This window comes from Mammaliicoccus sp. F-M27 (assembly GCF_022387115.1).
GTDB classification, from domain to species: Bacteria; Bacillota; Bacilli; order Staphylococcales; family Staphylococcaceae; genus Mammaliicoccus; species Mammaliicoccus vitulinus.
This window is the reverse complement of sequence record NZ_JAJNIE010000011.1, coordinates 60,453-85,433: the sequence shown is the minus strand read 5'-3', so window position 1 is coordinate 85,433 and position 24,981 is coordinate 60,453. Positions and strand designations below refer to the sequence as shown.

At 33.3% G+C, this 24,981-nt stretch carries 25 protein-coding genes and 1 riboswitch; of the genes, 23 read left to right on the top strand and 2 right to left on the bottom strand.

Annotation, left to right across the window (positions count from 1 at the left end):
- The 14 genes from LQ598_RS11065 to LQ598_RS11000 form a co-directional block, all read left to right on the top strand.
- On the top strand, positions 1 to 871 hold an 871-nt coding region (locus tag LQ598_RS11065), incomplete at its 5' end, for a transposase (RefSeq protein WP_239745503.1).
- Positions 872 to 994: 123 nt separating this feature from the next.
- The gene (locus tag LQ598_RS11060) at positions 995 to 2,368 is read left to right on the top strand and encodes an alanine/glycine:cation symporter family protein (RefSeq protein WP_192978356.1); all 1,374 of its coding nucleotides are present in this window, start codon (positions 995 to 997) and stop codon (positions 2,366 to 2,368) included.
- A gap of 703 nt (positions 2,369 to 3,071) precedes the next feature.
- Positions 3,072 to 3,434 (top strand): transcriptional regulator, SarA/Rot family, encoded by a 363-nt coding sequence (locus tag LQ598_RS11055; RefSeq protein WP_016912478.1) that lies wholly within the window; start codon positions 3,072 to 3,074, stop codon positions 3,432 to 3,434.
- Positions 3,435 to 3,560: 126 nt separating this feature from the next.
- The gene (nhaC, locus tag LQ598_RS11050; protein ID WP_192978069.1) at positions 3,561 to 4,982 is read left to right on the top strand and encodes a Na+/H+ antiporter NhaC; all 1,422 of its coding nucleotides are present in this window, start codon (positions 3,561 to 3,563) and stop codon (positions 4,980 to 4,982) included.
- Between the two features lie 88 nt (positions 4,983 to 5,070).
- Positions 5,071 to 5,457: a thiol-disulfide oxidoreductase DCC family protein gene (locus LQ598_RS11045; protein ID WP_107557013.1), complete on the top strand. Its 387-nt coding sequence runs from the start codon at positions 5,071 to 5,073 to the stop codon at positions 5,455 to 5,457.
- A 67-nt stretch (positions 5,458 to 5,524) separates the two neighbouring features.
- The gene (locus tag LQ598_RS11040; RefSeq protein WP_107557014.1) at positions 5,525 to 6,490 is read left to right on the top strand and encodes a LacI family DNA-binding transcriptional regulator; all 966 of its coding nucleotides are present in this window, start codon (positions 5,525 to 5,527) and stop codon (positions 6,488 to 6,490) included.
- Position 6,491: 1 nt separating this feature from the next.
- A complete protein-coding gene (gene rbsK, locus LQ598_RS11035; protein WP_107557015.1) occupies positions 6,492 to 7,373 on the top strand; it encodes a ribokinase in 882 nt (293 codons plus the stop codon).
- Complete coding sequence (gene rbsD, locus LQ598_RS11030; protein ID WP_016912483.1) at positions 7,366 to 7,755, top strand: D-ribose pyranase; 390 nt, start codon at positions 7,366 to 7,368, stop codon at positions 7,753 to 7,755. Before rbsK ends, rbsD begins: the two co-directional genes overlap by 8 nt.
- A 12-nt stretch (positions 7,756 to 7,767) precedes the next feature.
- Entirely contained in the window at positions 7,768 to 9,264 is a 1,497-nt protein-coding gene (locus LQ598_RS11025) for a sugar ABC transporter ATP-binding protein (RefSeq protein ID WP_107559258.1), read from the top strand.
- Positions 9,245 to 10,183, top strand: coding sequence for an ABC transporter permease (locus LQ598_RS11020; RefSeq protein WP_016912485.1), 939 nt, complete (start codon positions 9,245 to 9,247; stop codon positions 10,181 to 10,183). Before LQ598_RS11025 ends, LQ598_RS11020 begins: the two co-directional genes overlap by 20 nt.
- A 23-nt stretch (positions 10,184 to 10,206) precedes the next feature.
- Positions 10,207 to 11,121, top strand: coding sequence for a D-ribose ABC transporter substrate-binding protein (locus tag LQ598_RS11015; protein ID WP_103322770.1), 915 nt, complete (start codon positions 10,207 to 10,209; stop codon positions 11,119 to 11,121).
- A gap of 179 nt (positions 11,122 to 11,300) precedes the next feature.
- On the top strand, positions 11,301 to 11,744 hold the full coding sequence (locus LQ598_RS11010) for a Dps family protein (protein WP_016912487.1): 444 nt from the start codon (positions 11,301 to 11,303) through the stop codon (positions 11,742 to 11,744).
- 239 nt (positions 11,745 to 11,983) lie between these two features.
- On the top strand, positions 11,984 to 13,393 hold the full coding sequence (locus LQ598_RS11005) for an FAD-binding oxidoreductase (protein ID WP_107557019.1): 1,410 nt from the start codon (positions 11,984 to 11,986) through the stop codon (positions 13,391 to 13,393).
- Complete coding sequence (locus LQ598_RS11000) at positions 13,383 to 14,639, top strand: (Fe-S)-binding protein (RefSeq protein ID WP_107557020.1); 1,257 nt, start codon at positions 13,383 to 13,385, stop codon at positions 14,637 to 14,639. The genes LQ598_RS11005 and LQ598_RS11000 overlap by 11 nt, the downstream gene beginning before the upstream one ends.
- A 148-nt stretch (positions 14,640 to 14,787) precedes the next feature.
- Here LQ598_RS11000 and deoD read toward each other — a convergent pair whose 3' ends face one another.
- Positions 14,788 to 15,498 carry a purine-nucleoside phosphorylase gene (deoD, locus tag LQ598_RS10995; protein ID WP_016911945.1) on the bottom strand — a complete coding sequence of 237 codons (711 nt, stop codon included), beginning with the start codon at positions 15,496 to 15,498 and terminating at the stop codon, positions 14,788 to 14,790.
- 109 nt (positions 15,499 to 15,607) lie between these two features.
- Between deoD and LQ598_RS10990 the strand changes: the two genes are divergently transcribed.
- From LQ598_RS10990 to LQ598_RS10970, 5 genes are all read left to right on the top strand, one after another.
- Positions 15,608 to 16,543, top strand: coding sequence for a sugar-binding transcriptional regulator (locus LQ598_RS10990; RefSeq protein ID WP_107557021.1), 936 nt, complete (start codon positions 15,608 to 15,610; stop codon positions 16,541 to 16,543).
- Positions 16,544 to 16,627: 84 nt separating this feature from the next.
- Positions 16,628 to 17,290 carry a deoxyribose-phosphate aldolase gene (deoC, locus tag LQ598_RS10985; RefSeq protein ID WP_107557022.1) on the top strand — a complete coding sequence of 221 codons (663 nt, stop codon included), beginning with the start codon at positions 16,628 to 16,630 and terminating at the stop codon, positions 17,288 to 17,290.
- Positions 17,291 to 17,371: 81 nt separating this feature from the next.
- Positions 17,372 to 18,673: a pyrimidine-nucleoside phosphorylase gene (locus LQ598_RS10980; RefSeq protein ID WP_016911948.1), complete on the top strand. Its 1,302-nt coding sequence runs from the start codon at positions 17,372 to 17,374 to the stop codon at positions 18,671 to 18,673.
- 11 nt (positions 18,674 to 18,684) lie between these two features.
- The gene (gene deoB, locus LQ598_RS10975) at positions 18,685 to 19,869 is read left to right on the top strand and encodes a phosphopentomutase (protein ID WP_107557023.1); all 1,185 of its coding nucleotides are present in this window, start codon (positions 18,685 to 18,687) and stop codon (positions 19,867 to 19,869) included.
- Positions 19,869 to 20,219, top strand: coding sequence for a DoxX family protein (locus tag LQ598_RS10970; RefSeq protein ID WP_016911950.1), 351 nt, complete (start codon positions 19,869 to 19,871; stop codon positions 20,217 to 20,219). The genes deoB and LQ598_RS10970 overlap by 1 nt, the downstream gene beginning before the upstream one ends.
- Before the next feature lie 52 nt (positions 20,220 to 20,271).
- Here the strand turns inward: LQ598_RS10970 and LQ598_RS10965 are convergent, their stop codons facing one another.
- On the bottom strand, positions 20,272 to 20,739 hold the full coding sequence (locus LQ598_RS10965; protein WP_107557024.1) for an S-ribosylhomocysteine lyase: 468 nt from the start codon (positions 20,737 to 20,739) through the stop codon (positions 20,272 to 20,274).
- Between the two features lie 136 nt (positions 20,740 to 20,875).
- Here LQ598_RS10965 and LQ598_RS10960 point away from each other — a divergent pair, with 136 nt between their 5' ends.
- The 4 genes from LQ598_RS10960 (at position 20,876) to LQ598_RS10945 (ending at position 24,758) form a co-directional block, all read left to right on the top strand.
- Positions 20,876 to 21,418, top strand: a complete 543-nt coding sequence (locus tag LQ598_RS10960; RefSeq protein ID WP_016911952.1) for a GrpB family protein — start codon at positions 20,876 to 20,878, stop codon at positions 21,416 to 21,418.
- A 43-nt stretch (positions 21,419 to 21,461) separates the two neighbouring features.
- A riboswitch (SAM riboswitch) is annotated at positions 21,462 to 21,561 on the top strand.
- Between the two features lie 59 nt (positions 21,562 to 21,620).
- Complete coding sequence (locus LQ598_RS10955; RefSeq protein ID WP_107557025.1) at positions 21,621 to 22,808, top strand: M20 family metallopeptidase; 1,188 nt, start codon at positions 21,621 to 21,623, stop codon at positions 22,806 to 22,808.
- Complete coding sequence (gene ldmS / locus LQ598_RS10950; protein ID WP_107557026.1) at positions 22,805 to 23,998, top strand: L-aspartate--L-methionine ligase LdmS; 1,194 nt, start codon at positions 22,805 to 22,807, stop codon at positions 23,996 to 23,998. The genes LQ598_RS10955 and ldmS overlap by 4 nt, the downstream gene beginning before the upstream one ends.
- 97 nt (positions 23,999 to 24,095) lie before the next feature.
- Positions 24,096 to 24,758: a DUF2750 domain-containing protein gene (locus LQ598_RS10945; RefSeq protein WP_107537098.1), complete on the top strand. Its 663-nt coding sequence runs from the start codon at positions 24,096 to 24,098 to the stop codon at positions 24,756 to 24,758.
- The last annotated feature ends 223 nt before the right edge of the window (positions 24,759 to 24,981 follow it).

Genomic DNA, 24,981 nt, shown 5'->3' with positions numbered 1-24,981 from the left:
TTCCGATAGTTTAAATAATACAAATGATGATATTTACTTTGAATTACGTGAGCGTGCTCGATTTCATCTAGAATTCGAAAATGAACAAAATCGATTGAAAGTTGAAATTATTGAGATACTTCATCAAACATTTCCTGGCTTAAAAAAACTATTTAAAAATCGTTATTCAATGATTGCCTTAAATATCGCTGAAATATTTACTCATCCTGATTTTGTTCAACAAAATGATATGGAAAGTATCATTTCTACAATTTTAAAATCTACAGATAAAGGATTATCTCAACGAAAAGCAGAAAGTTATGGAGAAACACTTTTTAAATTAGCGAATGATAGTTACCCTAACGTCAATTCATCTTCGTTCCTAGTTAAAAAAGCACAATTATTAATTCAAAAATTGAAAAAGTCCATTGGACAATTATCACAATTAGATAAAGAAATGATTCAATTAGCTCAAGAACTTGACTGCTTTGAAATTATTTGTTCTATACCAGGAATTGGAGATCTAACTGCAGCCATGATAATCGGTGAGCTTGGAGATATATCTCGATTCAAATCAAATAAACAGTTAAATGCTTTTGTAGGAATTGATATCAAACGATGTCAATCTGGTGGGACACATTATAGAGATACCATCAATAAACGCGGTAATAAAAAGGCGAGACGCTTATTATTTTTGGTAATAATGAATATTATTCGTGGACAACATCGTTATAATAATCATATTGTAGATTATTACTATAAATTAAGAAAGCAGCCTAATGAGAAATCTCATAAGACTGCTATTGTCGCATGTATTAATCGACTATTAAAAACATTTCATTATTTAATAATGAAACATAAACTATACGATTACGAAATGTCCCCACATTAAATCGTATAATCACATATAGTCTAACACCTTATTCAAAAAAATAAAATTGGACGGTCTTATTAAGTGATGACTATTTTAAACTTAAGCACTTGACTAATCGTAGGAAAGAGAAGGGGTCATTTTATGGAAAAAATCGTAGCATTTTCTGATTGGTTATGGGGGTATCCAATCGTCACACTTTTATTATTATCTAGTTTATTTTTAACATTATACTTATGTTTTATTCAATTTAGACATTTTGGATATATGATGAAACAAACATTTGGCAGCATTAATAAAAAGCCAAAGGGTGAAGGAACCATTACACCAAGACAAGCATTAACATCGGCGTTATCTTCTACAGTTGGTGCAGCAAATATTGTTGGTGTGCCTACTGCCATTATGATGGGTGGTCCAGGTGCTGTATTTTGGATGATGGTCATCGCCTTTTTAGGTATGGCTTTAAAATATAGCGAGAACGTATTAGGTATTCATTATCGAGAAAAGAATGATAAAGGTGAGTTTGTAGGTGGGCCAACTTATTACATGAAAAAAGGTTTTAAAAATAAGAAAGTCGGTCTCATATTTTCCTTTGTATTTGCGTTTGCATTAATGATTGAGCTTATACCAAGTATTATGGTACAAGGTAATTCAGCAGCAAGTACAGTTGAAGATACATTCAATATCGATATGGGTATTACAGGCATTTTATTAGCTATTGCAGCGGCAATGGTTGTATTTGGCGGTATTAAGCGTATTGCAACGTTTACTGAAATGATTGTTCCGATAATGGTTGGATTGTATTGTATTATGGGATTCATTATAATTGCGATCAATATTCAGCATGTACCGGGTGTCATCGCTTTAGTTGTTGAAAAAGCTTTTAACCCAGATGCTGCTTTAGGTGGTAGTTTTGGTGCAGCGCTAGCGACTACGGTTCGTTGGGGGTTCGCGAGAGGTATTTATTCTAATGAAGCTGGTTTAGGTACATCACCAATTGCGCATGCAGCAGCAAAGACAGATCATCCAGTTAGACAAGCTTTCTGGAGTGTGAGTGAAATTGTAGTAGATACTTTAATTATTTGTAGTACGACTGCATTCGTAGTGCTCGTTTCAGATGTATGGAAAGATGATGATGCAACGGAACAATCAGCAGCGCTAACGGCGAGAGCATTTAATAATGCTTTCGGAACATTTGGAAGTTGGATAGTATCTATTTCGATGGTGTTCTTCGTGTTCTCTACAATTATAGTCGTTATATATTATGGCTCAAGGATGGCAGAATACTTATTTGGACTCACAGCAGGATTTATTATGAAAATAGTTTACGTATTATCAATTGCGCTTGGAGCTTTTGGTGCAGGAACACAACTATGGAACTTATTAGATATTGCTTTAGCATGTATTTTAATTCCGAATATTATAGCTGTTGTCATGTTATCACCTAAAGTTAAAGCATTAACGAAAGAGTTTTTTACAGGGAAAGAATTTTATTTGAAAGATAAAAAAGGTAAGTAACATCAATCACTTAATCTCAGTGTGTCGACAAAGTTTTTTAAACTTTGCCGGCATTTTTTTATGCGCAAGCTTTCCGCGGGCATGTTCTCAGCCTGTAGTCTTCGAATCATGCTGTTCCCGCAGGAGTCAGCGCTAAAAAAATACCGAATATTAACAAATCAAATTATAAAATAGATGAAATTTTATTTAGGAGTTGATTCTATGTTAAATTTTATTTTGAATTTATCAAGTCAGAATCCACATGATAAATAGAGCCGTTGAATTTATCAAGTGAAGGTCCACATGATAAATAGCAAAAAATCTTTAAAATATTCTCCACGATTTTGCAAAGTGCTGACGCCCGGGGAATAGTATGAGTGAGACACTACAGGCTCGAGCCATACCCCTAGGCAAGCATGCACTTTCAAAATCGTAAGATTTTAAAACATATCACGCTGTTTACTAAAAAACCGCCAACAAGTTCACTTTAAGTGACTTTGTTGACAGTCTGAGATTATAAAGAAAGCTGTTATAATCTTTTTTTGTTTTAACAATAATCGTTCATTTATAAATTTTGTGAGTATGTCATATCAGTTTGCTAATTGACCACTAAAAAATACATAAATTGTCAAATATATTATTAAATTCCATATTGATGTTATTTAATTTTGTGTTAAAATTATTTTAAGATAATTTAATTAACTAATAATCAGGAGGCCTGACTATGACAACTCAATCTTATTCAGAAGCAATTACAACATGTTCCGAATTTTTCGACTACCAAAATAAAATTGATAACATCTTTTTAGTTATTGAACAAAATTATGGTCTAAAGAAGCATGAATTCTTCTTTTTAATGAAGTTAAACGAAGTAGGAGAAGTTCATCTAAAAGATGCTATAGAAAAGGGTTATATTAAACAGAACAAATCTGCTCGCGCAATTAAAAGATTATTTGAGAAGAAATACATATTAAAAAATAGATTGAAATCTGACGAAAGAGCAGTCATATTACGTTTCAATGATGACTACAAAGAAGAGTTTAATAAAATCATGCAAGAAGTATTATTTATGCTTAAAGATCAATAAATATGGATGTACTTACGTGGACCTATAACTTTATTGTAGGTCCATATAAATATAGTGTTGTATAAACAGTCATAAAATATTAAAATATAAAAATGTAAGCGCTTTAATTTGCGAGGAGGTTTCTCTATGGAAAATGAATCAACATCGAAGAAAAGCATAAGTTTCATTTGGGCTGTTGTGCCTTTTGCATTCATGATTATGAGTATGCTGTTTACAGTAGTTGTATTAGAACAAGCACCTCATATTCCGCTTATGATAGGTACAGCAATTGCGGCGATAGTAGCATACTATCACGGCTATAGTTGGAAAGAAATCGAAGAAATGATGTATAAAGGTATAAGGTTAGCATTACCAGCGATAGTTATCATTATATTAGTTGGATTAATTATCGGTGCTTGGATTGGGGGCGGTGTTGTAGCCACAATGATATATTATGGTTTGCAACTTATAACACCTTCTTTATTCTTAGTTACGATAGCAGTTATATGTGCAATTGTTTCACTAGCAATCGGAAGCAGTTGGTCAACTATGGCTACAGTAGGCGTTGCAGGAATGGGTATCGGTTTAAGTATGGATATACCTGCTGGCATGATAGCTGGTGCAATTATTTCAGGCTCTTACTTTGGAGATAAAATGAGCCCATTATCAGATACAACAAACTTAGCAGCCGGTTTAACAGGGACAGATCTATTTGATCATATAAAACATATGTTTTATACGACGGTACCTGCTGTGATCATTTCGCTAATCGTGTTCTTTATACTAGGACAACAATTTTCAGTAGCTAATATGAATCAAGAAAAGATTGATGGCATTAACGCTGAAATGTTAGATAAATTTACAATTTCACCATGGCTCATATTAGTACCAGTCATAGTTATTATTTTAGTAGCATTAAAAGTTCCAGCGATCCCTGCACTTGTAGTAGGTATTGTATTAGGGTTCTTATCACAAATATTTATTCAAGGTGTAAGCCTTCATGATAGCGTTCAAACATTACAAACTGGATATGTGCTGGATTCTAAAAATGATTTAGTTAAAGAATTGTTCAATAGAGGTGGATTAGAATCGATGTTCTATACGATATCGATGACAATTGTCGCGATGACTTTTGGCGGAATTCTTGAATATTCGGGTATGTTGAAAGCTATTATTACGCAAATATTAAAAATAGCTAAAGGAACTGGCGGCCTTATCGCTTCAGTTATCGTTTCATGTATAGGTACAAACGCTTCATGTTCAGAACAATACATATCAATCGTCGTACCTTCAAGAATGTATATCAATACATTTTTAGATAGACGCTTGCATCCTAAAAATTTATCACGCGCTCTAGAAGACGGTGGTACAGTAACGTCAGTATTTTTCTTGTGGAACACTTGTGGCGTATTTATCGCACAAACATTGAATGTAAATGTATTGGATTATGGTCTTTATGCCGTGTTCAATTATACAGTTCCAATTATTTCAGTTATATTTGGATATTTAGGATTTAAGATTATTACAATTAACGAAGAAGAATATAAAGAATTTAGTAAAGCATCATAAAATAAAACCGAGGCGAAAATATCGTCTCGGTTTTATTTGGATTGAAGACGTGTTACGTTAAAGAAAATAGATATTAGGAGTGATACAGATGGCTATTGTTTACTATGATGGAGATTGTGGCTATTGTAATAGAGCAGTTATGTGGGTAATTGATCATAAAATTTCTACTAGATTTCAATTTGCTCAACTTGAAGGTGCATACGGAAAAAATCTAACAGCTGTTAGACCAGATTTGAAAAATGTCGATACGATTGTAGTTGTTGACGGGGATGATGTTTATATCAAATCGGATGCTATTGTACATTTACTGCGAAATATAAAAAACTATCAATTACTAGGTTGGATTTTAAAATGCATTCCGAAATGTATTCGAAACTTTGGATACGATTTATTTGCTCAAATCCGACATAAAATGCAGTTTAAAAATGAATGTAAGTTACCAACTATTGAAGAAAGAAAATATTTTTTAGATTAATATTGCATAAATAAAGATAGCGTGATATCCTTTTATGTAAACGGTTACACAAAAAGGAAGTTGAATGATGGCAACAATTAAACAAGTCGCTCAATATGCAGGAGTATCTGTTGCAACTGTGTCTAGAGCCTTAAATAAGAGTGGTTATGTTAAAAAGGAAACACAAGATAAAATCGACAAAGCAATTCAAGATTTAAATTATAGTCCTAATGAAACAGCAAGAACTTTATATAAACGTAAGTCTAAAATGATTGGTCTATTACTTCCTGATATTAGTAATCCTTTTTTTACAGTCGTTGCAAGAGGTGTTGAAGACGAAGCAATGGAACAAGGTTATCATATTATTTTAGGTAATGGAGATAACAATGATGAGAAAGAACTTGCTTATTTAAATACGTTTAATGTTCATAATTGCAGTGGAATTATAGCGTCTCAACTATCGAGCAAAGAAACATTTGATTCATTTAAATCATATAATATGCCTTTCGTATTATTAGACCGTGTGTACGAAAATCATGAATTTGTTGAAACGAATCACTTTAAAGGTGGTCAACTTCAAGCTCAAGCGATGATTAAAGGTCATGCAAAGTCAGTTCTCATTTTAGAACAGAATTTAAATTATAAATCATTTAGAGAAAGGTTTCATGGTGCGAAGACAACGTTAGATCAAGCACATGTGCATTACATATCAGCCAACGAACTAGAACTATCCGACGAAGATTTAATCAACATGATTATAGAACATCATATCGATAGTATTATTTGTAGTAATGATGTTGGGGCATTTAAAGTGATGAGTATACTTTATAACTATAACTACAACGTACCCAATGATATTCAAGTTGTTGGTTATGACGATATCCCTTTATCAAGTACATATTCGCCAAGTTTAACGACGATACATCAACCGGCATATTTAATTGGGAAAAAAGCATGTCAGCAATTGATTAAACAATTAGAAGGTGTGAAAAGAGATCACCATCAAATATTAGATGTAACTTTAATAGAAAGACAATCAACGAGGAGAGGTTAATATGAAGAATATTATAGTAATCGGTAGTATGTCTATAGATTTAGTAGTCTCTGCATCTAAGAGACCTGGTAAAGGAGAAACGATTTTAGGAGATGACTTCTTCACGACACCTGGTGGTAAAGGTGCTAACCAAGCAGTGGCTGCAGCTAGACTAGGAGAACAAGTACATATGGTTGGCAGAATTGGTGAAGATGATTTCGGCAAAGAAATATATGAAAATTTGAAGAATAACAATGTAATTGTGAGTGGTGTGGAACGCGTTACACATTTGCCTTCTGGAACTGCTCATATCACTTTATCAGAACAAGACAACAGTATTATTGTCGTTCCTTCAGCTAATTATGAAGTTACGCCAACATTTGTACAGAAACATTTAGAATCTTTATCTGAAGGAGATATCGTGTTGTTGCAACAAGAAATTCCAAGTGAGACGGTTGAATTTGTAATAGACTATTGTTCGAAAAATGGTTTAGTGTCAATTTTAAATCCAGCTCCTTACAGAGAAATTAGTGATTCTATCATTGGAAAAGTAGACTATTTAACGCCGAATGAAACAGAAAGTGATGCTATGTTTAAAGGTGATTTAGATGATGCACTTTCAGCTTATCCTATGAAATTAATCGTCACGTTAGGGGAAAAAGGTGCAGTTTATCATAATGGTCATGAAAAAGTGCAAGTAGATGGATTTATACGTGATGTTAAAGACACAACAGGTGCAGGAGATACATTTAATGGTGCATTTGCTGTAGCACTTCAAAAAGAATATAACTTAGAAAAAGCATTGGCTTTTGCTAATCTAGCAGCAAGTCATTCAGTTACAGGAATGGGTGCACAAAGTGGCATGCCTACATTAGAAGATATTAAAGGAGAATGGGATGTATAAAACTGGCATATTAAATAGCGACATATCAAAAGTATTAAGCGATCTTGGACATACAGATCGCATTGTGATAGCAGATTGTGGATTACCGATACCAAAAGGCGTGCGTAAAATAGATTTAGCACTGACTTTTGGTGTACCAAGTTTTGAAAGCGTTTTCGAAATTGTATTAAAACATATGTCAGTTCAAAAAATGATTTTTGCTGAAGAAATTAAAACAGAAAATAAAGCACTCTTCGAAAAAGTGAGTCAAACAAAAGTAGAGCAGCAATTTGTATCACATGAAACTTTTAAAGTATTAACTCAAGATACAGTAGCCATCATTAGAACAGGGGAAGCAACACCATTTGCAAATGTAATATTGGAAAGTGATGTTTTATTTTAAAGGAGGGGTTCCATGTTAGAAATGACTGGAATACATAAGGCATTTGGCCAAAATAAAGTATTAACTGGCGTAGATTTTAATCTTAAAGAAGTTTCAGTTCATGCACTTATGGGAGAAAACGGTGCAGGGAAATCAACATTAATGAAAATTCTTGTAGGTATTCATGCAAAAGATAAAGGGGAAATTAAGTTTCAAAATGAACAAGTAGAATATAAAGATGCACAGATGTCAGAAGACGCAGGTATTACGTTTATCCATCAAGAATTAAATATATGGCCTGAGTTAACAGTTCTAGAGAACTTGTTTATAGGTAAAGAAGTGAGAAATAAATTTGGTATTTTAAACGAGAAGAAAATGAAACAAGAAGCTTTAAAAGTATTTGAAAAGCTCAATTTCAGCATCTCATTAAAAAAAGTAGCAGGTAGATGTTCCATTGGGGAACAACAAATGATTGAAATTGCTAAAGCATTAATGACTAATGCGAAAATAATTATAATGGATGAGCCTACAGCAGCTTTAACTGATAAAGAAATTACTCAGCTATTTAAACTGATTAGAACATTGCAAAGCCAAGGTGTTTCATTCGTTTATATTTCTCATAGAATGGCAGAAATATTTGAGATTTCAGATGAAATAACTGTCATGAGAGACGGTAAAACTGTCTTATACAAAGAAACGAAAGATACGAATTATGATGAAATTGTTAAATCAATGGTAGGTCGAGATTTAACTGAACAGTTTCCTGAAAGAACCGTTACACCAGGTGAGACGATTATGAAAGTAAATACACTCAACAATGATGAACAAGGTATTAAAGATATTTCATTCTCATTGAGACAAGGTGAAATTCTTGGATTTAGTGGTTTGATGGGAGCAGGTAGAACCGAAATTATGCGAAGTTTGTTCGGAATAGATAAAGGTCATAAAGATATTGAAATCAAGGGGCAAGCTGTTTCCATAAAAACGCCTGAAGATGCAATGAAGCATGGGTTAGGTTTAATTACTGAAAACAGGAAAGATGAAGGTTTAATACTAGATTTCTCAATTGAACATAATATGGTGTTGCCATCACTTAAAAGTTTTTCTAATAAAGGATTTATAAAAGAGCAATCCACGCACTTATTTGCTGATCAAATGAGTAAAAGATTAAATATTAAGACACACCGTAAGGCAATTGTTTCTTCGCTATCAGGTGGTAATCAGCAAAAAGTTGTATTAGCAAAATGGATTGGTACTGGCGCTCAAATATTAATTTTAGATGAACCAACGAGAGGTATAGATGTTGGTGCAAAAAGGGAAATTTATCAATTGATGAATGAATTAACAGAACGTGGTGTTTCAATTATTATGATATCTTCAGAACTTCCTGAAGTAATCGGTATGAGTGATCGCGTGATTGTTGTTCAAGAAGGTAGCATTAAAGGTGAAGTTGAAGGCGATTATATTACAGAAGAAAATATTATGACGTTAGCTACAGGAGGGGAATTACATGCAACAAATCGCAGCTAAGACATCATTTGTCGAAAAAATCATTCCATTTATAGGACTTATTTTATTAGTGGTAGTAATTAGTATTATGAATTCAGCGTTTCTAGATTTATCCAACTTATTGAACTTATTAAGACAAGTGTCTATCAATGGGTTAATAGCATTTGGTATGACATTTGTTATTTTAACAGGGGGGATAGACTTATCTGTTGGTTCTATACTTGCGTTATCTAGTGCATTTACAGCAATTTTAATTACAAGCGGTTTAGATCCAATCGTTGCATTGATAGTAGGTGTGCTTGGAGGCTTCTTATTAGGTGTGTTTAATGGTGTGTTAGTGACATTTGGTAGCATGGCACCATTTATAGCAACGCTTGCTACGATGACGATATTTAGAGGTTTGACACTCGTCGTAACGGATGGCAATCCTATTACCAATTTAGGTGATAGTTATATGTTCCAATTATTTGGTAAAGGGTACTTCTTCGGTATTCCAGTACCAGCAGTCACAATGATTATCGTATTTATCGTATTAGCAATTATATTACAAAAGACAACATTCGGTAGACATACATATGCTATCGGTGGAAATGAAATTGCTTCAAAAATTTCTGGTATTAAAGTAAATAGAGTCAAAATTTTAATCTATGGTATTTCTGGTTTAATGTCAGCATTAGCAGGTGCGATTTTAACTTCTCGTTTAAATTCAGCACAACCAACAGCAGGTACATCATACGAATTAGATGCTATCGCTGCAGTTGTTCTAGGTGGAACTTCATTAACTGGTGGTAAAGGGCGCATCGTCGGAACATTAATAGGGGTACTCATCATTGGTGTGCTTAATAATGGATTGAATTTATTGGGTGTATCATCATTCTATCAACAAGTTGTAAAAGGTATAGTTATTTTAATAGCAGTCTTAATAGATAGAAAAAAATAATCAATTAAAGTGAGGAGAAACAAATGAAGAAAATTTTAATCCTTTTAATGACAACTATGTTATTTTTAGCGGCATGTTCACTTGAGTCACCATTGAAAAAAGACAATGAAGGAAAAACAAATAAGAAGAAATCAGAAGTTACAATTGGGGTCAGTGTTTCTACATTAAATAACCCATTCTTCGTTTCAATTAAAGAAGGTATTGAAAAAGAAGCGAAAAAACAAGGTATGAAAGTTAAAGTAGTAGATGCAAGAGACGATTCAGCTAAGCAGACTAATGATATAGAAGACTTAGTTCAACAACAAGTGGATTATTTAGTTATCAATCCTACTGATTCAAGTGCAATTTCAAGTTCAGTACAATCAGCTAACAATGAAGGCATTCCAGTTATCACATTAGACAGATCAGTTGATAAAGGTGATGTTGCAACATTTATCGCTTCAGACAATGTTGAAGGGGGTAAAATGGGCGGTCAGTTTATTCTAGATGAACTGAGTAAAAATGCTAAAGTAGCTGAATTAGAAGGTGTTCCTGGAGCTAGTGCAACTAGAGAACGTGGTAAAGGTTTCCATGAAGTTGCAGACAAATCGCTTGATGTAATAGCTAAACAAAGCGCTAAATTTGATCGTGCGGAAGGTCTAAATGTTACTCAAAACATCTTACAAGCACATCCTGAAGTAGAAGCTATATTTTCACATAATGATGAAATGGCGCTTGGTGCAATAGAAGCTATTGGAGATAAAGATATCATTGTTGTTGGATTTGATGGCAATGAAGATGCAATGAAATCTATTAAAGACGGTAAGTTGGATGCTACAGTCGCACAACAACCAGATAAAATGGGTAAAGCTTCCGTAGAGTCTATCATCAAGTTAATGGATGGAAAGAAACTCGATAAAGAGATAAAAATACCGCTTAAACTCGAGAAAGCTAAATAAATGTTTATATATATAGAAAGAAGGTATAAGCCTAATGAGGACTTTACCTTCTTTTTTCTATTCTATCCTTATTTATAATGATTATAAATAAGTGCGCCTAAAACGTTGACAGATTAGAATGATTATAATATAATAATTATTGTAATCAAGAAAAGAAAACTACAGAGGAGTGTAAGTAAATGACAAACAATAAAGAAGTAATTGAAGTATTAAACAAACAAGTAGCAGAGTGGACAGTATTATATACTAAATTACACAATTATCATTGGTATGTAAAAGGACCAAACTTCTTCTCTCTACATGAAAAATTTGAAGAATTATATAATGAAGCTAGCGTTTATATCGACGACTTAGCAGAACGTATTTTAGCAATAGAAGGTAACCCAATTGCAACATTGAAAGAAGCTTTAGAATGGTCACAAATTGAAGAAGCAGAGAAAAACTTATCAGCTAATCAAATGGTTGAACAATTATCTAAAGACTTTACAACAGTCATTGCACAATTAGAAGAAGGTATTCAATTAGCAGAAAAACTGAACGATGATATGACTGGTGATATGCTATTAGCGATGGTAACAAGTCTAGAGAAACATAACTGGATGTTGAAATCATTCTTAGGTTAATCAATTATCATTTACTGTGTATTATCTATATATGAATTAAAGATCTCTTTATTAGGTTGTAGCCTAATGAAGAGATTTTTTTATTTTGGAATATTACGATTTTGAAAGTGCGTGCTTGCCTAGTGTAGTCGTGCGCGTCTACTATTCTCCTTGTTGAAACCGTATTCACATGAAGTGAAAATTACATAAAACAGTGCTATCATAAACACAATTACATTTAGATATTTAGGGGGGATAACATGGAAGAACTTTATAAAGCTTTAAAGAAACAATTGGACGATGGGCGTGTTTCTATAGAAGTTGCTGATCTTTCAAGTTATAGTTTTGATGCTTCATTTGGAGAGTATATGCCTGATATTATATGTCAGCCAATGTCTACAGAAGAAGTGGTACATATTGTTAAATTGTGTAATGAATATGATGTGCCAATTTATCCAAGAGGAAGCGGTACGAGTTTGAGTGGCGGTCCACTAGCTGTTCATGGTGGTCTCGTACTTGATTTTTCAAGATGGGACAATGACATTACAGTTTATGAGAATGATTTAATGATGGAAGTTTCACCAGGTGTTATTACTGAAAAGATTCATAAAGTAGCAGAATCTTATGGTCTCATGTATCCACCAGATCCTTCAAGTTCTAGAATATCGACTATCGGAGGAAATTTAGCTGAAAATGCTGGTGGCCCGAGATGTTTAAAATACGGTGTAACAAAAGATTATGTTGTCGGTTTAGAAGTTGTTACGGCAAATGGTGATGTGATTCATTGTGGGGGACGCACTGTGAAAAATGTAACAGGCTATGATATGACTAAGTTAATAGTTGGATCTGAAGGGACACTCGGTATTATTACGAAAGCGACTTTACAACTTATTCCTAAACCAATCGATACTAAAACGGCGATGCTTCAGTTTGATGATTTTATTACTTCAGGAAAAGCAGTTTCTAAAATTTTAAGGTCAGGTATACTACCTTCTAAAATTGAGATAATGGATAAATATTGTGTAGATGCCGTTTTATCTACGCATCCTATTGAGAATATTACAGCTGATTCTGAATCGTTATTATTAGTTGAACTGGACGGACATCCTTTAGCTTTGGAAGCAGAAATGAAAATTATCGAAGAAACGTGTGCATCATTACCAGGTTGTAAAATGATTATTGCACAAGATGAGCAACAAGCTTCAGAATTATGGGAAGTTAGAAAACTTGTATCACCAGCAATTGTAAAATTTGGGCCAACTAAAATTAGCGAAGATACGAGTGTTCCTATTAGCCAAATACCAGCATTTTTTGAAGAAATAGAGAGAATTAGGCAAGCATATGATTTAAATTTAGTCGTATTCGGACATGCAGGTGATGGGAACTTACATCCGAATATTATTACCGATAAACGTAAACCTGAAGAAATGAAGCGTGCAGAAAAAGCGGTTGCTGAAATATTTAAAGCTTCCTTAAAACTCGGTGGCACTTTAAGTGGAGAACATGGTATCGGCTTATTTAAAAAGCCATTTATGTACAATGAATTTGATGAAGCTGGAATGAAGTTTATGAAAGATGTGAAACAAGCACTAGATCCAAATAATCGTCTGAATCCAGGAAAAATATTCCCAGACGAGAATGAAAGGTTTGTATTAGTCCATGACGAGTAATTTAATAGATAAATTGGATTATGATGCGACTTTTGATTGTGTGCAATGTGGATTTTGTTTACCATCGTGCCCTACATATTTAACAATGAAAGAAGAAAAACATTCACCACGTGGCAGGATTAATTTAGTTAAATACGCTGTAGAAGGAAAAGTAACATTAAAAGATTTAGAAGAAGCGATAGACTTATGCTTAGGATGCAGACAATGTGAAACAGTTTGTCCAACTGATGTAAAGTATGGTGATATATATGAGTCTGCCGTTGAAGTATTAAGAGAAAAAAGAAATAAAAAATTAGATACTCGACTTATGTCATTATTTTTAGAACGTAATTATATGTTAGATATTATGTATCAAGGATTGAAGTTATATCATACGCCTTTAATATCGACTGTTATAAATAAGACAAAAGCATTAGATGTATTACCCGAAAGACTGGGTAACATGGCAGCAATATTACCACCAGTAAAAAAAGAAAAGACGCAAACACAAAATCCATTTAGAACTAAGAAAATAACAGTAGGTTTCTTTAGAGGTTGTATGATGGATGCATTTTTCTCAAATATAAATGATTTAGCAATTAAAATATTACAAGCACATGATATACAAGTTGTAGAAATTAAACAGCAAACTTGTTGTGGCGCACTTCAACACCATGCAGGAGAAATGGAAAAATCAAAAAAACTAGCTAAACTAAATATAGAAGCACTTGAAAAATATGATGTAGACTATTATGTGAATGCTATAGGCGGATGTGGTGCATCATTAATTGAATATGATCATTTATTGAGAGATGATGAAAGTTGGAAAGCGCGCGCAGAAAAATTTGTTGGAAAAGTAAGAGATATTTCAGTCATATTAGACAATATTAATTTGAATTTAGACATTCCAATTAACATAAAAGCAACATATCAACCATCATGTCACTTACAAAACGTGCAACACGTATTTAATGAACCTGAGAAAATTATACAACGAATTAAAGGACTTGATTATAAAGTCTTGCCAGAAAAAGATATATGCTGTGGTTCAGCAGGTATTTATAATATCGTGAATTATGATGCATCAATGGACATACTCGATAGAAAAATGTCACACGTCAAAGAAGTCGAACCGCAGTTAATCATTACATCTAATCCAGGTTGTCATTTACAAATGTTGCTCGGTGTAAAAAAAGAAGGGTTAGAAGAAAATATAAAAGTAAAACACATTGTTGAAGTTGTTGCAGAAGCATGTGGTATACGATGAAGCGTACCCTAGGCAAGCATGCACGAACAAAATCGTAGATTTTAAAAAACAAAAAACAACTCATTTCTAGCTGAATAAATCAGTGAAATGAGTTGTTTTTTATTTTGAGTTGGGTGTTTGCATCCAGACTCTTATTCTATATTTATAATTATTCAGCTATTTCTAGAGCGATTTCCATCATTTGAGTGAATGAATTTTGTCTTTCTTCTGCTGTTGTAGCTTCATCTCTAAGTAAGTGGTCACTTACTGTGAAGATTCCTAAAGCTTTTTTACCAGCTGCTGCAGCGTTAACGTATAATCCAGCTGATTCCATTTCAACACCTAAAATACCTAATTTAGCCCATTTGCTCGTTACTTCTGTATCCGCGTTATAGAATATATCACTTGAGAATATATTACCAACGTGTGTTGTTGCACCGATTTCGTCTGCTTTGTTTTTAGCGCTTGAAACTAATCCGAAGTCTGCGATTGGCGCGAAATAACCTGGTACATTAAATTGATCAACATAACGTGAGTTAGTAGAAGCTCCTTGTGCAATGATAATATCATATAAGTTGATATTTTCTTGCATGGCACCACATGAACCAATTCGGATAATTGTATCTACATCAAAGAAATTATAAAGCTCGTATGAATAAATACCAATTGAAGCAATACCCATTCCTGAACCCATTACGGATACTTCTTTGCCTTTATATGTTCCTGTATAACCTAACATATTTCTTACGTCGTTAAATTGTTCGACATTTTCTAAGAAATTTTCTGCGATAAATTTAGCACGTAATGGATCCCCTGGCATTAGTACTGTCTTAGCAATTTTTACACCATTTGGTTGAATATGTGGTGTCCCTTGAGTCATAACTATCTTCTCCTTTAAATATAAAAGTTTTTTCAATTTAAAGATAACATTTGTTTCAATTTTTTGCGAATTTTTGTACGATAAGAATGAAAGAAAGTGGTGAATAGGGATGGATTTACAAAAGAACAAGGATAGTATCAAAATTGCAAAGCTCTATTATCAAGAAGGAATGAGTCAAGAAGCAATTGCTAAAAAGATGAATATATCAAGACCTACTGTATCAAGGTTATTAAATCATGCGAAAGATCATGGCTTCGTCACGATTAAGATTGATGATCCGTATCAAAATGCTGAAAGTTTAGCTTTACTCATAAAATCAAAATATAATTTAAAAGATTGTATTGTCGAACATGCATCATACAATGACTATTTAAATGTACAAAGCGCCATCGGTAAAAGAACTGCAGAATATTTAAAGAAAATTGTAAAAAGCGGAGACAAGATTGGAATCAGTTGGGGTAAAACGATGTACCAAGTTTCTCAATATTTGGAACAAAGTCATTTGAAAGATATTGGTATTATACAGTTGAAAGGTGGTATTAGTTTTTCTCATGTAGATACACGAAGTCACCAAATACTTGAAAGATTTGCACAAGCATATAATGCCACACCACGAGATTTGCCTTTGCCTGTAATTTTCGATGTTAAAGAAGTGAAAGAAATGGTTGAAAAAGATCGGCATATTAAATCTATTTTAGAACAAGGTAGACAAGTAGATATAGCTATTTTCACAGTTGGAACAGTGAGAGATTCGTCCCTATTATTTAAACTTGGATTTTTGAATGAAGAAGAAAAAGAAAGACTTAAGAAAACAGCAGTAGGAGATATTTGCTCAAGATTTTATAATGAACATGGAAAAGTAGCAGATCAAGCAATTAATCAACGTACAATTGGAATTGAATTGGATGCACTAAAAGAAATTGAAAATAGTGTGTTAGTTGCTGGAGGTGAGCATAAAGTAGAAGCAATTAGAGGGGCACTTGAAGGTCAATTGAGCAATATTTTAATCACCGACCAGTACACAGCACAGGCATTAATCGATTGATGAACAAATTTTCTTGTATCATTTTACAAATGTTCAAAGCTCATTTATAATGAAGTTAATATAAAAATATTAGGAGGATTCAATATGTCATTAGCTAGATATATCGATCACACAGCTTTAAAACCAGATACAACTTTGGAACAAATTGATGCTTTATTAGAAGAAGCGAAAGAATATGGTTTCAAATCAGTATGTGTTAATCCTACACATGTTGCACATGCTAAAAAAGTTCTAGAAGGTTCAGATGTACTTGTATGTACTGTAATCGGATTTCCACTTGGCGCAACTACAAGTGAAGTTAAAGCATTCGAAACAGAAGATGCGATTAAAAAAGGTGCTTCAGAAGTAGATATGGTCATTAACATTGGTGCATTGAAAGATGGTAGAGATGAAGATGTTAAAAAAGATATTGAAAGCGTCATTTCTGCAGCTAATGGCGTAACGACTAAAGTCATTATTGAAACTTCTTTATTAACAGACGCTGAAAAAGTAAGAGCTTGTGAATTAGCTTTAGCAGCTGGTGCAGATTTCGTTAAAACTTCAACTGGTTTCTCAACTGGTGGTGCAACTGCAGAAGATATCAAATTGATGAGAGAAATAGTAGGTCCAGATTTAGGCGTCAAAGCTTCTGGCGGTATCCGATCATACGAAGATGTTAAAACTATGATTGATAATGGTGCAACTCGTATTGGCGCTTCAGCAGGCGTGAAAATTTTAAAAGGTGAATCATCTGATTCAGATTACTAAAATTAAAGGTACTATTTTAGTACCTTTAATATTTTGTGTTGAAGGTAAGCGTATTCATTTATAAACAGGAGGGTAATAACTATGAGAATGGTAGATGTAATTGCAAAGAAACGTGACGGGAAAGCATTAACGAAAGAAGAAATTGAGTATTTTGTTAAAGGTTATACATCGGGAGAAATACCAGATTATCAAGCATCAAGTTTAGCAATGGCAATATACTTTCAAGATATGACTGATGATGAGCGTGCTCATTTAACAATGGCTATGGTTGAGTCAGGCGATCAAATCGACTTGTCAGAAATTGAAGGTATAAAAGTTGATAAACATTCTACAGGTGGAGTAGGAGATACAACTACGCTTGTGTTGGCACCATTAGTAGCAGCGCTTGATGTACCAGTTGCTAAGATGAGTGGTCGAGGTTTAGGTCATACAGGTGGTACGATTGATAAATTAGAAGCTGTTGAAGGTTTCCATGTAGAAATCACTGAACAAGATTTTATCAATTTAGTTAATAAAGATAAAGTTGCAGTTATTGGTCAATCAGGCAATTTAACGCCGGCTGATAAAAAGCTTTATAGCTTAAGAGATGTAACAGGAACTGTAAACTCTATTCCGCTTATCGCTTCATCAATCATGAGTAAAAAGATTGCAGCCGGAGCAGACGCAATTGTATTAGATGTTAAAACAGGCGCCGGTGCATTTATGAAGACAATTGAAGATTCTGAATTACTTGCGCATGCAATGGTTAAAATCGGGAATAATGTAGGTAGAAATACGATGGCTATCATTTCTGATATGAGCCAGCCTTTAGGAAGAGCTATCGGTAATGGATTAGAAGTAAAAGAAGCGATTGAAACACTAAAAGGTGAAGGACCAGAGGATTTAACGGAACTTGTATTAACTTTAGGATCTCAAATGGTTGTACTAGCTAAAAAAGCAGAAACTTTAGATGAAGCGAGAGAAAAACTTTTAGAAGTAATTCAAAATGGTAAAGCTTTAGAAAAATTCAAAGTATTCCTTGAAAACCAAGGTGGAGACGGATCAGTCGTAGAAGACTTATCTAAATTACCACAAGCTCAATATACATTCGAAGTTAAAGCACAAGAATCAGGTTATGTATCTCATATCGTAGCTGATGAAATCGGAGTAGCTTCAATGCTCTTAGGTGCAGGTAGAGCAACAAAGGATGATATAATTGACTTGGCAGTCGGTTTAGTATTAAATAAAAAAGTTGGAGATAAAGTTGAAAAAGGTGAATCGTTAGTTACTATTTATGCTAATAATAAAGATGTTGAAGATGTAGAGTCTAAAATATTAGAGAACATCACAATTTCTGATGAACAAGTTCAACCAACTTTAATCCATAAAGTGATTACAGATTAGGAGTGTGTCAAATGACAAACCGTTTTAAACGTATTCATTTAATTGTAATGGATTCAGTAGGAATAGGGGAAGCACCAGATGCTAAAGCATTCGGTGACGAAGGTTCACATACATTAAAACATACACTTGAAGGTTTTAATGAAACTTTGCCTAACCTTGAAAAATTAGGACTAGGCAATATAGCTGATTTACCAGTTGTTAATAAAGTGGATCAGCCAGAAGCTTTTTACACTAAATTAAGTGAAGCTTCAGTAGGCAAAGATACAATGACAGGACATTGGGAAATCATGGGCTTAAATATCGATAAACCATTTAAAGTTTATCCAGAAGGTTTTCCAGAAGAGTTAGTTAAAGAAATTGAATCAATGACTGGTAGAAAAGTTGTCGCTAATAAACCAGCTTCTGGTACAGAGATTATCGATGAATATGGTAAACATCAAATGGAAACAGGCGATTTAATTGTTTATACTTCAGCAGACCCAGTCTTACAAATTGCTGCTCATGAAGATGTTATTCCTTTAGAAGAATTATATGATATTTGTGAGAAAGTAAGAGAATTAACAAAAGATCCAAAATATTTAATAGGTAGAATTATTGCACGTCCATATGTAGGAGAACCAGGTAATTTCACAAGAACTTCAAATAGACATGACTATGCATTGAAACCATTTGGCGAAACAGTTATGAATACTTTGAAAGATGCTGACTATGATGTTATTGCAATCGGTAAAATTAATGACATCTATGATGGCGAAGGCGTTACAAAATCTATTAGAACAAAAGATAACATGGATGGCATGGATAAACTTATCGATGTTGTGAAAAGTGATTTTACAGGAATCAGTTTCTTAAACTTAGTTGATTTCGATGCTTTATATGGTCATAGAAGAGATAAAGAAGGCTATGCTCAAGCTATTAAAGCGTTTGACAATCGACTAGAAGAGCTACAATCTGCCTTGCAAAAAGATGATTTAGTCATCATTACTGCTGACCACGGCAATGATCCAACGGCGCCTGGAACAGATCATACACGTGAATATGTACCGTTATTAATATTTAGTCCAAGTATAAATGAGTATCGTGAATTATCTGGAGATAATACATTTAGCTCAATAGGTGCAACAATTGCCGATAACTTTAAAGTAACATTACCTAAATTCGGGAAAAGTTATTTAAAGGAAATGGGGATTAAGTAATGAAATGGGTTAGACGAATTTTTGGAATAGGATTTACTTTTGCTGGTGTTATGCATTTTGTAAGATCAGAAGGTTTTGAAGCCATTGTACCAAGTTATTTACCATTTAAAAAAGCGATTATTTGGATAACTGGCGTAATGGAAATCATATTTGGTTTACTTTTAATATTGAAAAAGCCAAGTGAGCTAACTAAAAAACTAATCGAATGGTTCTTAGTAGCAGTATTTCCAGCAAACGTTTATATGGCACAAAAAAATATTCCATTAAACGGCAAAGTATTACCAAAATGGGCATTGTGGGGAAGACTACCTTTACAATATGTACTCATTAAATTAGTAAGAAAAATGTAAAATAAAAGATCTCCTCACTAGGCTTAACCTAATGAGGAGATCTTTTATTTTATTAATCTTCTTTAAAAATATTTTTCCAGCTATCTTTTTTAGCTAAAAATTCAGTTGCTAATTGTTGAGCGCCTTCTAATGAGTGACTTGCAGCCCAACCGCATTGTACTTCATTACAAGCTGGCACTTCAGTTGCTTTTTCAACATCTTTCAATGTTTTTTCTAAAATAGAAAGTACATCGTCATAATCATCATGGTTTATAAATGAAGCATAGAAACCTGTTTGACAACCCATTGGACTTACGTCTACTACTTTGTCAGTATGGTTTCTAATGTTTTCTGCCATTAAATGTTCTAATGAGTGTAATGCAGGCATTTCCATATGTTCTTTGTTTGGTTGTTTGAAACGAATATCATATTTATGAATAACATCACCATTTTGTCCTTCTTTGATTCCAGCAAGTCTTACAAATGGTGCGTCTACTATCGTATGATCTAAATTAAAACTTTCAACATTCATTTTTGTCATGAAGATTCCTCCTTTGATTTCGGATTGATTATATCAACTAAGTTTTGAAAAAACAATCAATTCAGATTTCTTTTACTTTCTTTATGTGTTACTTTATAAGATAATATAATAAATTATTCTGAAATTAGGTGAAGAGATGGAAAGGTTACAAGTAGTCCCTTACGACAGTATATGGCAACATCTTTTTCTTGAAGAGAAAAAACATTTACAGTCGTTATTGAAAGAACATAGTATAAACATAGAGCATATTGGGTCAACGGCAATTCCTGGATTATCTGCGAAGCCGATTATAGATATATTAATAGTGGTAAAAGATAGTAAAGCTATTGATGCGTTTACCCAAGAATTATCAGCTTTAGGATATGAATCTAAAGGTGAACGTGGTGTCATCGGAAATAGGTATTTTAAAAAATACGATAATTATGGAGAGGTTTCTCACCACTTACATATATATGATGAAGATAGTCCACATATATTAAGATTATTATCTTTTAGAGATTATTTAAGAACTTTTAACGGAGAGAGAGAAAGATATAGTCGCTTAAAACATGATTTAGTTGTCGATTATCCTGGTGATAGTGACGAATACTATAAAGGTAAAGATAGTATGATTAAAGAGTTTGAGAAAAAAGCAGAGAAATGGTATTTAAAGTCAAATGATATTGCGACAAATCATTGACATATCCGAGTGGTAAGGTTAGAATTAAAATCAAATTTCATACGTATTATCAAGAGTGACTGAGGGAAGGGCCCGATGAAGTCCAGCAACCTCCTATGATGGAAAGGTGCCAATTCCTACAGTTGTTAACTGGAAGATAAATGATCGATTGGCGCACTCCTTACAAAGTAGTGCGCCTTTATATTGGAAAGGTGAATCGTTAATGAGCAATTTATCACAAAATATTATAAATTATATAGAACAGAATAAGCACCTGTATTTATCAATGAGTCATCAAATTCATGAACGTCCTGAACTAGGGAATGAAGAAGTTTTTGCATCTCGATTATTAAGTGATCAATTGAAAAGTCATCATTTTAAAATAGAGAAAAACATTGCGAATCATCCAACAGGTTTCATTGCGACATATGATTCTAACAAAGAAGGACCTACGATTGCTTATTTAGCTGAATACGATGCACTACCTGGACTAGGTCATGCGTGTGGCCATAACATTATCGGAACGTCTAGTGTATTAGCCGGTATAAGTTTGTCTAAAGTTGTGGATCAAGTAGGTGGTAAAGTCGTTGTACTAGGTTGTCCAGCTGAAGAAGGCGGTATTAACGGTAGTGCCAAAGCGAGTTATGTTAAAGCAGGCGTTATAGATAACATCGATGTCGCGCTAATGGTACATCCAGGGCATGAGACTTATGTAACAGTGCCTTCACTGGCTGTTGACGTATTTGATGTGAAGTTCTATGGGAAAAGTGCGCATGCTTCTGAGAACGCTTTTGAAGCTGTAAATGCACTCGATGCTATGTTGTCATTTTTTAATGGGGTAAGTATGTTAAGACAACAAATTAAAAAAACAGATAAAGTACATGGCGTTATTTTAAATGGGGGAGAAGCGGCGAATATTATTCCTGATTTCACGCATGCACGTTTCTATACACGTGCGACTTCTCGTAAACAATTAGATGTGCTGACAGATAAAGTACGCAAAATAGCTGAAGGGGCAGCTATACAAACGGGTGGTACATATGAATTGCGACCAATACAAAATGGTGTGAATGAATTCATTATTAATAAACCTCTAGATGAATTGTTTAGAAAACACGCTGAAAATATTGGTGAAGCAGTAATTGATGATGATTTTGGTTTCGGTTCGACAGATACAGGGAATGTAAGTCATATCGTACCGACTATACATCCACACATTAAAATAGGACCATCTAATCTAGTCGGCCACACGAAAGAATTTTGTCAGGCAGCTGCCAGTAAGCAAGGCGATAAAGCATTAATAAGTGGTGCGAAAATACTAGCCTCAATGGGTTTAGAACTTATAGAAAACGCGTCCCTTAGAAATGAAATTATCGAGCATCATCAAACGTTAAGGGAGAACTTATTATGAAAAATGAGTATGGGAAGCCACTAACATTAACACTTAAAGATTTGTATGGAGATTATGTCGTTTATAATTCGAGACCTTCATATGAAGATAATCCATGGTTAATAACTGAAGAAGCACAATCCGATTTTTTAACTGCTAGAGAATTAATCATAAGTAATATGCCTATGATCGTTCATGAAGCATGTTTAACCAATAATGTTAAAAGTTTATTAAAATTAGTAAATGTGGAAATTCCAAATAATATTTATACTTATAAAGACAGAGAGAGTTATGAGAATTTAATTCAACAATTAACCCATGATAATAAGAAAATATTTTTCCAATATATTCATGGAGAACATTTGTGTGAAGATGACTTATATGCAGTCCATAAATCACGGTTTATAGACTTAAATAATAAATCTAAATTAGACCAATGGACAGATGGTAAATATTTACCTAAGCGAGAAATAGTAAATAGTAAAGACTTTGAAGAAAAAATGAAAAGTTGGAAACTACCAGTCGTTCTTAAACCAGGTGATGAGTTGCCCACTGCCGGCGGTTACGGCGTGATGATATGTTATAATGAAGAAGACTTACAAAAAGCAATATCACGCATTAAAGAAGCTACTGACACAAAGCAAATTATCATTGAGCAATTTATAGAAGAAATCGAAAATTATTGTGTACAATATGCGTATAGTGAAAAAACAGGTATTCAATATATAGGCGCTGTAAAACAACTCACGGATAAATATGGCTTTTATAATGGCAACATCAATTCAAAAGAAGTACCGAAAAGTGTAATAGATGCAGGGTGCGAAATTATGAAAAAAGGTGTAGAGCATGGGTATAAAGGCGTTTCAGGTTTTGACCTATTAATCGATAAAGATGAACAAATATTTGCGATTGATTTAAACTTTAGACAAAATGGCTCAACGAGCATGCTTTTACTTAATGAACGATTGAACAAAGGATTCCACAAATTTTTAAGTTATCACGCTAAAGGGGATAATACACATTTCATAAATACAATCAAAAAATACATCGAAGAAGGATATTTATATCCACTTTCTTACTATGATGGAGATTACTTTGGTAAAGGTAAAGTGAAGTCAAGATTTGCTGGAATATGGCATGCAGAAAACGAATCTAAAGCTTTAGAAAGAGAACAATCATTTCTTGAAGAACTAAGTAAAAACAGCGAATAAAAATTTTTCTTCATTTAATGTAATTTTTATTGACTTATACCTTTTAACTATACTATATTTTATTGGGATTAAATATAAAAATAAGGGTGGTATGACAATGGCTATCCAGGATATGTCTATGTTCAAACAAATATTAGCTAAAGAAAAATTTTACGTTGTTTTAATTGATCGCAAGATTCTAAGAGATGAAAATACAGACAACCGTCTTATTTGGTCGAAAAAAGAATTTGCTGAATCATATTTAAAAGAGTTTAACATAACTCAATATGATAAAATTATGGAATTAGATCTAGACAGATTTGTAACATATGAAATGGATGACATTCTAGATGAAGAAGATAAATTCATCATAGAAAAATATGAAAATAACAAGGGAATAGAATTAGAAGCAATTTCATTTATTGAAGAAATTATGAGTGAGCTAGATGATATCCGAATTGATGAGTTTGCAGAAGATATTTGTTATGAAAGTTATGTATACGGGTTAACAGTTAAGGGGCAAAAACAATTCATCATTGTATCAGAAGAAGATGCAAGTTTGCCGAACATGATGACTGTTTGGAGTACACGTAAACTCGCTGAAAAAGTACAACGTGATGACTTTGAAGAATACGATATTATCGAAGTAGAAACAGAAGTATTTGAAGAATGGTTAGAAGACTTGAAACAAGAAAATATCGCTTTAGGTATTAACTTGAAATCAGGTATGATTGGTACAATTACAGATCCAAAAGCAGTATTAAAAGCGATGCCTTGCTAGAAAATTAAACAAATAGTGATTTAAAAAGACTTTTGCTAAATAGCAACAGTCTTTTTTTGTTTTAAGAATTAATCGCAATTAATTAATAATATAATATTATCTGATTATAGTAAAAATGCTTATAAAGTATTATAATATTGCCAACATCATGATGGGAAAAATGTGATGGTGTTTTGGAGTCCAGATAGTAAGTAATTATGCCATGTTTTGGTTCTAAAAGAAG

Bases quoted from the DNA above. Each gene is read 5' to 3' on its own strand.
- LQ598_RS10990 (WP_107557021.1), top strand. From the start codon at position 15,608: ATGGATTTACAAAAGAACAAGGATAGTATCAAAATTGCAAAGCTCTAT.
- LQ598_RS11025 (WP_107559258.1), top strand. From the start codon at position 7,768: ATGTTAGAAATGACTGGAATACATAAGGCATTTGGCCAAAATAAAGTA.
- LQ598_RS11000 (WP_107557020.1), top strand. From the start codon at position 13,383: ATGACGAGTAATTTAATAGATAAATTGGATTATGATGCGACTTTTGAT.
- LQ598_RS11045 (WP_107557013.1), top strand. From the start codon at position 5,071: ATGGCTATTGTTTACTATGATGGAGATTGTGGCTATTGTAATAGAGCA.
- LQ598_RS11020 (WP_016912485.1), top strand. From the start codon at position 9,245: ATGCAACAAATCGCAGCTAAGACATCATTTGTCGAAAAAATCATTCCA.
- LQ598_RS10970 (WP_016911950.1), top strand. From the start codon at position 19,869: ATGAAATGGGTTAGACGAATTTTTGGAATAGGATTTACTTTTGCTGGT.
- deoD (WP_016911945.1), bottom strand. From the start codon at position 15,498: ATGACTCAAGGGACACCACATATTCAACCAAATGGTGTAAAAATTGCT.
- LQ598_RS11060 (WP_192978356.1), top strand. From the start codon at position 995: ATGGAAAAAATCGTAGCATTTTCTGATTGGTTATGGGGGTATCCAATC.
- LQ598_RS11005 (WP_107557019.1), top strand. From the start codon at position 11,984: ATGGAAGAACTTTATAAAGCTTTAAAGAAACAATTGGACGATGGGCGT.
- LQ598_RS10955 (WP_107557025.1), top strand. From the start codon at position 21,621: ATGAGCAATTTATCACAAAATATTATAAATTATATAGAACAGAATAAG.
- nhaC (WP_192978069.1), top strand. From the start codon at position 3,561: ATGGAAAATGAATCAACATCGAAGAAAAGCATAAGTTTCATTTGGGCT.
- LQ598_RS10980 (WP_016911948.1), top strand. From the start codon at position 17,372: ATGAGAATGGTAGATGTAATTGCAAAGAAACGTGACGGGAAAGCATTA.
- deoC (WP_107557022.1), top strand. From the start codon at position 16,628: ATGTCATTAGCTAGATATATCGATCACACAGCTTTAAAACCAGATACA.
- LQ598_RS10960 (WP_016911952.1), top strand. From the start codon at position 20,876: ATGGAAAGGTTACAAGTAGTCCCTTACGACAGTATATGGCAACATCTT.
- deoB (WP_107557023.1), top strand. From the start codon at position 18,685: ATGACAAACCGTTTTAAACGTATTCATTTAATTGTAATGGATTCAGTA.
- LQ598_RS11015 (WP_103322770.1), top strand. From the start codon at position 10,207: ATGAAGAAAATTTTAATCCTTTTAATGACAACTATGTTATTTTTAGCG.
- LQ598_RS11040 (WP_107557014.1), top strand. From the start codon at position 5,525: ATGGCAACAATTAAACAAGTCGCTCAATATGCAGGAGTATCTGTTGCA.
- LQ598_RS10965 (WP_107557024.1), bottom strand. From the start codon at position 20,739: ATGACAAAAATGAATGTTGAAAGTTTTAATTTAGATCATACGATAGTA.
- LQ598_RS10945 (WP_107537098.1), top strand. From the start codon at position 24,096: ATGGCTATCCAGGATATGTCTATGTTCAAACAAATATTAGCTAAAGAA.
- rbsD (WP_016912483.1), top strand. From the start codon at position 7,366: ATGTATAAAACTGGCATATTAAATAGCGACATATCAAAAGTATTAAGC.
- rbsK (WP_107557015.1), top strand. From the start codon at position 6,492: ATGAAGAATATTATAGTAATCGGTAGTATGTCTATAGATTTAGTAGTC.
- ldmS (WP_107557026.1), top strand. From the start codon at position 22,805: ATGAAAAATGAGTATGGGAAGCCACTAACATTAACACTTAAAGATTTG.
- LQ598_RS11010 (WP_016912487.1), top strand. From the start codon at position 11,301: ATGACAAACAATAAAGAAGTAATTGAAGTATTAAACAAACAAGTAGCA.
- LQ598_RS11055 (WP_016912478.1), top strand. From the start codon at position 3,072: ATGACAACTCAATCTTATTCAGAAGCAATTACAACATGTTCCGAATTT.